The organism is candidate division WOR-3 bacterium (assembly GCA_029858255.1).
GTDB lineage: Bacteria > Hydrothermota > Tepidihabitantia > SM23-42 > SM23-42 > SM23-42.
In genome coordinates this window covers 1-7442 of sequence record JAOUFJ010000055.1, presented here as the reverse complement: position 1 = coordinate 7442, position 7442 = coordinate 1, and the positions used below count along the sequence as shown (strand labels likewise).

Here is a 7442-nt window from a genome sequence, read left to right as displayed (position 1 = left end):
GCTTCTTCAGACAAGGAATGAGGATGCTGGATTTTGTGATAACATCAAAGATTGGAGTAAAATTTCCACAGAAGGGTCTGGGGTGTGACGATACTGCAGCCTCGAGATTCTATATCTGTATAAGTTATTTCAGCTCTGTGCAATAGCCTGCATTGTGTGAGCACTTGTTTGTTGTGCATTTTTGCAGTAGAAGATGAGGAGGAAAGATGAAGAATGTTTTGTCAGCGATTACAGTATGTCTGTTATTGTGGATCGGTTGCGGTGGCGATAGTGAAGCGCCGGTTATAGAGATCACCCATCCGACCGACGGTTCCATGGTAAGCGGGACAGTCAACATTACTGCCGATGCAAGCGATGATAATGAGGTGGACAGCGTTCAGTTCTACATTGACGATACCCTAAGGTCAACCTCCACAGCAGAGCCGTATGGATATTCATGGGTGACGACCGGTCTCGAGAATAACTCATCGCACACTATTTATGCCATTGCCTACGATGCGGCTGAGAACGAGAGCATTTCGGATACCATTTCGGTGATTGTTATCATTGAGGGCACACTCAAATGGCGTTTCTCAACAGGCGGTTGGGTGTATTCATCACCGGCGATCGGTGCCGACGGTACAGTCTATGTCGGGTCATACGATAATTATCTCTATGCGATAAACCCCAATGGCACCTTCAAATGGTCATACCTAGCAGGCGATGGCGTGCATTCATCACCGGCGATCGGTGGAGACGGTACGGTCTATGTCGGGTCAGCTGATAATCGTCTCTATGCGATAAACCCCGATGGCACTCTGAAATGGTCATACCAAACAGGCGGTGATGTGGCTTCATCGCCGGCGATCGGTGCGGATGGCACGATCTATGTCGGGTCATGGGATAATTATCTCTATGCGATAAACCCCGATGGCACACTGAAATGGTCATACCAAACAGGCCATATCATGTATTTGTCTTCACCGGCGATCGGTGCCGACGGTACGGTCTATGTCGGGTCAGCTGATAATTATCTCTATGCGATAAACCCCAATGGCACACTGAAATGGTCATACCTAACAGGCGGTGGCGTGCATTCATCACCGGCGATCGGTGGAGACGGTACGGTCTATGTCGGGTCAGCTGATAATCGTCTCTATGCGATAAACCCCGATGGCACTCTGAAATGGTCATACCTAACAATCGGTGGTGTGACTTCTTCGCCGGCGATCGGTGGAGACGGCACGATCTATGTCGGGTCATTGGATAATTATCTCTATGCGATAAACCCCAGTGGCACGCCGAAATGGTCATGCCACACAGGCGATGATGTGTATTCATCACCGGCGATCGGTGGGGATGGCACGATCTACGTCGGGTCAGATGATCATTATCTCTATGCGATGAACCCCAATGGCACACTGAAATGGTCATACCAAACAGCCGGTTTCGTGTATTCTTCACCGGCGATCGGTACCGACGGCACGATCTATGTCGGGTCAGATGATCATTATCTCTATGCGATTCAGGGTATAGGCCCTCTGGCAGATACTCCCTGGCCAATGTTCCATCACGATTTGAAACATACCGGAAGAGTGGATTGAGGCGCTTCTTCAGAATTTCAGGGAAGATACGGAGTTAGGGTCAACACCCAACCTGTCGTAGCTCCTGCCGGCCGAAGGTCCTCCGCGAGGAAGGTCCTGTAAGGATAAGGGCTGTGCATCGTTAAATTTCGGCAGGATTATTACCCGAGGTTTTACCCCACTTTTCCGTTATCTGCAGTTGACTTATGAAAAAATGCGACAGCGGATTTGGTCTATTCAGATCGAAAATGCCGTGTGAAAGAATGTCAAAAAATCAACCTCCGTCCTCTGACCGAAAGTCTTTCCTGAGCATGCCGAATGAGAAAATGTCGCGATATTTGTTATCGATCAAAACCGCCTCCCTCAGCACGCCCTCTCGCCGAAATCCCATTCGCCGGTAAAATTCAATTGCACGCTTATTGGTCGAATAACATTCAAGGCTGACCCGGTGGATACCGATTACATCGAACAGCCACTTCAGGTAGGTCTGCATCGCATCACGGGCAAAGCCCTTACCCCATGCCTGTTTGTCGCCGACCATCATGCGCAACCACACGTTACCACTCGCTCTGTCAATATAAATGAACCGCAGAAAACCGATCGGCTTATTGTCTGATATCTTCACAATAATATGATACGCCTCTTTATCTGATTTGCGCGCCGATCTGATATCAGTATGCTCCTCAGCAATTGTCGTTTTCTTCTCGCCGATCCGCGCCATGCGCATGATTTCCGGGTCATTATGCCATTTTCTGATCACTGGCGCGTCGCGCAGCATGACCGGCCGGAGGTACACTGATGCCCCTTCAATACACACATTGAGCTTTGAACTCAGCTTCATCCGATCCCCCTCTCGTCTCGACGGATAGGAGTGTGCATGCCAATTGAGTAGAGTCAATCATTTATCGCGTTCTATTTACGCGACATTCTTAATGATATACCAGTTGATAACGGAATGTCTTTCCCCAGTATGGTCTGCTCGAATACTAACACGATGTTGTAGACTTTCGTGAACGTTAAGTTCCTCCCAAGGGATATCTCAACGGCAAAAGAGGGCGAATCGTGCAATGAAAAGTAGCTTCCTTTATCAGCAAACGCATAGTAAGAATTGATTCCAACCCAGCTGCACACCTCAAATCCGAGGTGGATTTTATCACCGTAGTTAACCTTGTCAGGGTTCGTACCTATCCATTCATATCCAAGGCAAATACTGCTTCTGCGTAGAATATCAGCCTTCTTCGTATATATTTCAAATGAATAGGCTCCCCTGCCTATACCATCAGCATAACGGCCCGTCGGTAAGCCCACCCGTGCCAAGAAATTTACGTCACCCCCATAATCCCACATCAGCCACACATTGGAGTCATCTATTCCCCATACTGTGTAGGATTGGAAATATGTTATATGAAATCTGTTGGCGACCCCGATATCTGCTCCTATTGATATCTCATCACCAAAAAGAAAGGCATGCGAAAATCTTAATCCACCACCAAGAAATACTTGATACCCAGGATAAGTCTCAAGAGTCCATCTGGGAGTGAACGTTAATGCATTCAACGACGTTTCCATGATAAGTTCCGACCCATCAGTTTTCGGAAAGAAAGCGAGTGTAACGAGGCAAAAAAGGACATTCACTGTTCAACCCAGAATTCCCGAAGAACGTCCTCTGCTTGTTTATTGTAGGGTGTATATCCGATTGAATCTTCTCTTAGAATGGGATCCCATTGCCAGAAGAATATACCAGTCAACCAGGATTTTCTTTGAAGAGTCACAAGGATCGTTCTGTACGCATCTGCCTGAGATTCTTCATCCATTATACCGTCCTGCTGCCATTCATACGGAGTGACGGCGCAGCCTCTCACGCTTCTGAATCCCACTTCGGTGATGAGGATATCTTTGCCTATACTTCTCTGAAAATTGTCGATCTGATACAACCAAAGTTCAAGATTTTGAAGATATTCTTCAATTGTTGCTTCTCTATCCTGAGCTAAGGGAAAATAGGCGTCTATACCAATAAGATCCAAATATTCCCAGAAACCGACCGATGGATATTCATCCCAGTTCGCAGCATAGACTATCATACCGTAATAGATACTCTTGATCGAGGTGATTATTTCGATCCACTCGGATCTTGATGAAAGATTTTTTAACTCCGTACCGACACAAAAAATCTCGACACCGGTGAGCTGGGCAATGTTTGCATAATGGAGAACGAATTCCTCGTAAGAGTTAAACCAGGCATTGATATCGCCGGGAGAAATGTCGCCCCTGAATGTACCATCCTCAACATCCACATGAGGTTTTAGCATCACTTCATACCCTAATGCCTTCGCCTCCATAATGACGTGGATAACCGCGCTGTCCACCGGTGTGTTAACTGTCGGATAGATAGAGTGACTTTCCGCGGATTCCTGATACCAGGTCGGAACAACTGCGATGTGGTCTGCCCCGGTCTCTGTCAAGACAAGCATTGATTCAATTACCCTGCTGTCCAAATACTCATAGCTCTGCCAGCTGGGCATGCTCATTCCTTTGCGATAGTCAACTATCTCGCCATACCTGCCGCGATTGCAGGAAATGGCGGAAAGCACGACTGATGTAAAAAGGACAATGAATATCAATTCAGCGTGTGCTTGATTATTGTGATTTACAAACATCTTCATAGTCATTCTATGCCTCAAATTGCTACATGTGATCAATTATAAATAGATAAGAGTTAGTGTCAACGCACACTGGTGTTGGCAACCTGGCTGCTATTGTCACGCGCCGAGATTGGATCGTATTTGCCCCATCTTGACATTTTGCCATTTCCAAAGTATCATATAGAGGTAGATATTACTTGTTTATGAACTGACACCACATTTGTAGAGGAGGAGTATGAAATGCTTCAAGCTGCCGATTGCCGCATTGACCTGTCTGCTGTTATTCGCTACAGCCCACGCTACCATCTGGTATGTCCATCCCGATTCCACGCTCAATTCGATTCAAGTTGCACTCAATGGCTGTACCGCAGACGACACTGTGCTTGTCGGCCCGGGTACCTATTTTGAGAATATCATCTGGCCAAATGTTCACGGGATAGATCTAATCAGCGAGTTCGGCCCGGATTCAACGGTCATAGATGGTGACAGTGCCGGCCGTGTCATTACGGTCACCACCTGCGTCGACTCACTCACGATGATCAAAGGGTTTACGATCCAGCGAGGCTACACTTCCGGACAGGATCTCGCTGGAGGGATTCTATGTGACAGTTCCTCTCCCTATATATGTGAAAATATCATTACCCGAAACATCGCGGCAAATTACTCACTTGGCGGGGCGGGCATCGCATGTGTTTCTTACGCCAGCCCCATAATCGAAGACAATACTATATCATATAACAAGACCCCATTCGGCGGCGGCGGTATTCTCTGTCTCGATCACTCATACGCAAGAATAACGAATAATGTAATCAGTTACAATCTGGCATGGTTTGGTGGAGGTATTCTTTGCTGGCATTTATCATCTCCCAACATTAATGGCAATACTATAAGTGACAATGTCTGCCATCACGATGCAGCCTTGGATTGCCATCCTCGGTTTACTCCGAGGTCGACAAAGGATCTTAGTCCAGGCAGAAGTCCCTCTTCGGGCGGCGGCATTTGTTGCTATGACGCTTCTTCTCCCCTGATCAGTAATAACGAAATATTGGCAAATTCTGCGGAGGACGGTGCCGGCATTTGCACAATTTTATCCAATATCCTGATACGCGATAACATCATATCAGGGAATACAACAATAGGTATCTGGGGAAGTGGTGGTGGAATCTGTATTTGCAGTGACTCGCTGACGGCAATAAACAACATAATCACCGGTAACGCATCGCAAAACACGGGCGGAGGTATTATGCTGTACCAAGGCTATGTCGTTATTGACAGCTGCACTCTTTCTGATAACGGGATTGATGGCGTGCGCTGCGCATACTATTGCTATGATCTCACTATTGCCCACAGTAATATTTCAGGCAATACCAGGTATGGAGTCTACAATACTATTCCGGACATGACCGTTATTGCCGAAAGCAACTGGTGGGGTGATTCAACAGGTCCTTTTCATCCAACCCTGAATCCCGGCGGCATGGGCGATACAGTCAGTGATTATGTTGACTTCGACCCTTGGCTTCACTATCCGTGGGGTATAGCAGAGCAGCCGGTCGTAAACCCGGTGAAAGAAAGTTACGTTCCCGGTCCGACAGTCATCCGCGGTCCATTGCAGTTGCCCAAAGGGAAAAACTGCCGCGTCTTCGACATCACGGGTAGGGTTGTGGTACCAGCAAAAATAACGCGTGGCGTCTATTTTATTGAAATAGATGGAGTAGTCACGCAAAAAGTCATCAAGATACAATAAACCCAACCTGTCGCAGAGCCTGATGATGAAGGGCGATATTTAGTTCACTTTTGAGAGAATTTCACAGAGGATATTCTCATCTCAGATCTGAAATCTCCAATGTCGAGATTTGATCCCATAATCGACTTTCATCAAACGGCAGCCCTTACCTGGAATGGGATATTGACATTCGTTGAGTCCAAGATACGATAACGCAACATCCTCAAAGGATGGGAAAGGAGCGAAAATGTCCCGATGCAGCGTGCTTACATCATTGCTTGTCACTGCGATACTATACCTATCGTGCACTCGATGCGGGTCAAATCAAAGGGCAAGCGCGGCTGGCGAACAGTATCCAAGTAACAGAAGCGATACAGTATCGGTAGAACTGAAAGACATAAAGGACGCAAAGGTTGTCATATATTATACCGAGCCCGCAACGGTAATCGTTAGTTACTCGCACCTCATCGAGAATCTTCAGCATTTTATCGATCAGAACGATGTCGCGGATGACATCCGGTTGCTTGAAAAGTTGCGCGCTATGGCATTAGAGACAGATTCAGTGAATATTTCAGATCTTGCAGAGGAAGCGAGGCTTGTTGAACGATTCCAATACCGCCTGGCCGATATGCTCCAGAGGGGTGATGCAATTATTCACCAAAAAATAAAGGGTGAAAGAGTAAGTAGCATATTGGTCGAGCACTTTGAGTTCATGGCGCATAAGATGGCGGGCCGAGGAGGCAGGCGGTTCTACTTACCAGACCGTACGCTGTTTCTCGAGGTCATCGACTGGATGTCATAGCAAATTGCTGAAACAAAGATAGCTTACGGTACTAGGCCTTATACCTATCGCGGCATAAACATCCGCTTCCTTTCTCGCGACCTGCTCACGGTATTTCATAACAGGGGAATATTGACAAGCGTGCATGATATAGTTAGCATTATCCTGCACGGAGGTAATGTGAAACATCTCATGTTATTATGCTGCGTTTTCCTAACCGCAGGGATTCTGTTGACCTGCTCCAGATTTCCGGATTATGAAATAGATGAACTCCTGACCGCACCCGAGCAAGTCGAGATCGACAACCGGGAATTCATTCTGGAAACAGCCATATTCCGTAGTTTCATGCCGATCTGTCCGCCGGACGGAGACCCGATGTTCGCACGTATATGGGTGGTGGCAACCGATTCGCTGCCGTTCCCATCGTCGCTCGACGCTGATTTTCTGTGGGTTATCAATGACGCTCATGATGTGTGGGTAACTGATTTCGAAGAAGAATATACAACTATCGACGACTTCAAATTGGAAAAAGTTGCCGTGGACGGGCCAAAATGGGATACTTTCCCCTCTCCGGTGCTCGTCGATGCCATCGTGCAACTGAAGGATGGAGCGGGAAACACGTATCTTTTAAGAGCGGCGGACCAGGTTGTTTACGTCATCTGGTAATTAAGCGCCGAGGCGAGTGTAAGCATAATAGCACGAGTCCTGTAGCTTCCGGGGTCGAATCTTCACAA

At 47.2% G+C, this 7442-nt stretch carries 7 protein-coding genes; 4 read left to right on the top strand and 3 right to left on the bottom strand.

Features of this window, described 5'->3' with window-relative positions; translation table 11 throughout:
* Nucleotides 1-206 precede the first annotated feature (206 nt).
* On the top strand, nucleotides 207-1583 hold the full coding sequence (locus OEV79_12020; GenBank protein MDH4212162.1) for a PQQ-binding-like beta-propeller repeat protein: 1377 nt from the start codon (nucleotides 207-209) through the stop codon (nucleotides 1581-1583).
* Nucleotides 1584-1836: 253 nt separating this feature from the next.
* On the opposite strand, the gene OEV79_12015 is transcribed toward OEV79_12020, so the two are convergent.
* The 3 genes from OEV79_12015 to OEV79_12005 all read right to left on the bottom strand — a co-directional run bounded on the left by OEV79_12015 (nucleotide 1837) and on the right by OEV79_12005 (nucleotide 4225).
* The gene (locus OEV79_12015) at nucleotides 1837-2403 is read right to left on the bottom strand and encodes a GNAT family N-acetyltransferase (protein MDH4212161.1); all 567 of its coding nucleotides are present in this window, start codon (nucleotides 2401-2403) and stop codon (nucleotides 1837-1839) included.
* A gap of 71 nt (nucleotides 2404-2474) precedes the next feature.
* Nucleotides 2475-3131: a hypothetical protein gene (locus OEV79_12010; protein MDH4212160.1), complete on the bottom strand. Its 657-nt coding sequence runs from the start codon at nucleotides 3129-3131 to the stop codon at nucleotides 2475-2477.
* 62 nt (nucleotides 3132-3193) lie between these two features.
* A complete protein-coding gene (locus OEV79_12005; protein MDH4212159.1) occupies nucleotides 3194-4225 on the bottom strand; it encodes a hypothetical protein in 1032 nt (343 codons plus the stop codon).
* A 214-nt stretch (nucleotides 4226-4439) separates the two neighbouring features.
* On the opposite strand from OEV79_12005, the gene OEV79_12000 reads away from it, so the two are divergent.
* The 3 genes from OEV79_12000 (at nucleotide 4440) to OEV79_11990 (ending at nucleotide 7374) form a co-directional block, all read left to right on the top strand.
* Entirely contained in the window at nucleotides 4440-5948 is a 1509-nt protein-coding gene (locus OEV79_12000) for a right-handed parallel beta-helix repeat-containing protein (protein MDH4212158.1), read from the top strand.
* Between the two features lie 226 nt (nucleotides 5949-6174).
* Nucleotides 6175-6729 carry a hypothetical protein gene (locus OEV79_11995; GenBank protein ID MDH4212157.1) on the top strand — a complete coding sequence of 185 codons (555 nt, stop codon included), beginning with the start codon at nucleotides 6175-6177 and terminating at the stop codon, nucleotides 6727-6729.
* A 159-nt stretch (nucleotides 6730-6888) separates the two neighbouring features.
* The gene (locus OEV79_11990; protein MDH4212156.1) at nucleotides 6889-7374 is read left to right on the top strand and encodes a hypothetical protein; all 486 of its coding nucleotides are present in this window, start codon (nucleotides 6889-6891) and stop codon (nucleotides 7372-7374) included.
* Nucleotides 7375-7442: the final 68 nt, after the last annotated feature.